General features: G+C 72.7%; 1 protein-coding gene. It reads left to right on the top strand.

Annotated features, from left to right (window positions below; genetic code table 11):
* Positions 1-2,188 (top strand): EAL domain-containing protein (locus AB0B33_RS46775; protein ID WP_360784678.1); only part of this gene is annotated, 2,188 nt, incomplete at both ends.

Consider the following 2,188-nt stretch of genomic DNA (forward strand, 5'->3'; position numbering starts at 1 on the left):
GACCATCTCCTTCACCGAGATCCCGCTCGTCATCGGGTTCTTCGTCGCGCCGTTCGAAGTCGTGCTGGCCGCGCACCTGGTCGCCGGCATCGGCACGCTGCTCGCGCGGAAGGTCTCCGGCCGCGTCCTCTACAACGCGGGCGCGTTCCTGCTCGAGATCACCGGCGCGTTCGCCGTCGCCGGACTGGTCAAGTACGCCGTCGGCGCGGGTGGCGGCGACAAGTTCCCGTGGGTCGCCGCGCTGGCGGGCACCCTGACCGCGCCGCTGGTGAGCACGCTGCTCGCGCTGGCCGCGGTCCGCGTGCTGCGGCGCCGGATGCGGGTCAGCACCGCCGTCCGGCTCACCGCGCGGATCCTGGTCGTCGGTTTCGTCAACGCGTCCGTCGGCCTCTCCGGCTACCTCGTCATTTCGAACACGCCCAAGGCGTGGCCGCTGGTGCTCGCCGTCTTCCTCGGCCTGACCGCGTTGTACTGGGCCTATTCGGACCTGCTGCGGGAGCAGCGGGACATGGAAGCGCTCTCCGACGTCAGCCTGATGGTCGCCCGTTCGGGCCAGCTGGCCGCGGCCCGCCCGGCCGGCCGCGCCGACGAGCTCGTCGGCGGCGTCGACGTCCGCGAGTGGGCGACGATCGCCGAGCGCATCAAGGACCAGCTCGCCGCGGGCCGCGTCGTGCTCCGGCTGCGGCTCGAGGCGAAGGACCCGCTGCGGGTCGTCGTCGCGGGCGACGACCTGCCGCCCGCCGACCCCGCCGCCGACGACCCGCTGCTGCGGCTGCCCGGCGCGCACGTCCGGCACTTCCGGATCACCGAGGCCAACCCCGACGTCCGCGCGGCGCTGCTCGACCGCGGCGCGCAGGAGGCGCTCGTCGTCCCGCTGCGCAGCGCGAACCAGCTGCTCGGCGTCGTCGAGGCGCACGACCGGCTCTCGCGCTGGCGCGGGTTCGGCAAGTACGACGTCCAGCTGCTCGGCACGATGGCCAGCCACCTCGCGACGTCGCTGGACAACCGGCGGCTGCTGGCGACGCTGCGCCACGACGCCTACCACGACCCGCTCACCGGGCACCTCAACCGGCTGGGCTTCCGGCAGGTGGCGAAGGAACCGCTGCGGGACTACGCGCACGCCGTGGTGCTGCGCATCGACCTCGACGTCTTCTCCACGGTCAGCGACGCGCTCGGCTACGCGTGGGCCGACCGGATGGTCATCGCCGCCGCCCGCCGCATCCGCGACGCGCTCGGCCCCGACGTCCCGCTCGCCCGGCTGGAAGGCGCGTCCTTCGCGGCCCTGCTCGTCGGCTGCCCGCCGGAGGAGGCCCACGACGCCGCGGAACGGCTGCGCGAAGGGCTTTCCGCGCCGTACCCGGTCGACCGGCTCTCGGTCGAGGCGAACGCGATGATCGGCTACGCGACGACGACCCCCGAGGAGTCGGGCGACGTCGTCGACATCGAAGGCCTGCTGCAGCGCGCCGACGTCGCCGTCCGCGCCACGAAGGGCGGCGAAGAGGTCCGCGGCTACGTGCCGAGCATGGGCCAGATCTTCCTGCGCCGCTTCCAGATGGTCACGCAGTTCCGGCAGTCCCTCGAGGACGGCCAGGTCAGCGTCCACTACCAGCCGAAGATCACCCTGCCGAACCGGCAGGTGGCCGGCGTCGAGGCGCTCGTCCGCTGGGTGCACCCGGAGTTCGGCAGGCTCGGCCCGGACGAGTTCGTCCCGGCCATCGAGGCGGCCGGCCTGATCGGCGTGCTGACGTCGTTCGTGCTCGGCGAGGCGCTCAAGCGCTGCCGCAAGTGGCTCGACGAAGGCCTGCGGATCTCGGTGGCGGTGAACCTGTCGGTGCGGAACCTGGCCGACGAGGACTTCCCGGACAAGGTCGCCCGCGAGCTGGAGCACCACGGCATCCCGCCGGAGCTGCTGACGTTCGAGCTGACCGAGTCCGGTGTGATGTCCGACCCGCAGAAGGCGCTGCCGATCCTGCGCGAGCTGCACTCGCTGGGCATCGTGCTGGCGGTGGACGACTCCGGCACGGGCTACTCGTCGCTGGCGTACCTGCGGCAGCTGCCGGTCGACCAGGTCAAGATCGACAAGAGCTTCGTCCTCGGCATGGGCACCGACCTCGGCGACCTCGCGGTGGTCCGCTCGATCGTCGAGCTCGGCCACTCGCTCGGGCTCACGGTGGTGGCGGAGGGCGTC

Origin of the sequence: Amycolatopsis sp. NPDC049159 (assembly GCF_040648295.1) — a bacterium.
GTDB lineage: Bacteria > Actinomycetota > Actinomycetes > Mycobacteriales > Pseudonocardiaceae > Amycolatopsis > Amycolatopsis pretoriensis_A.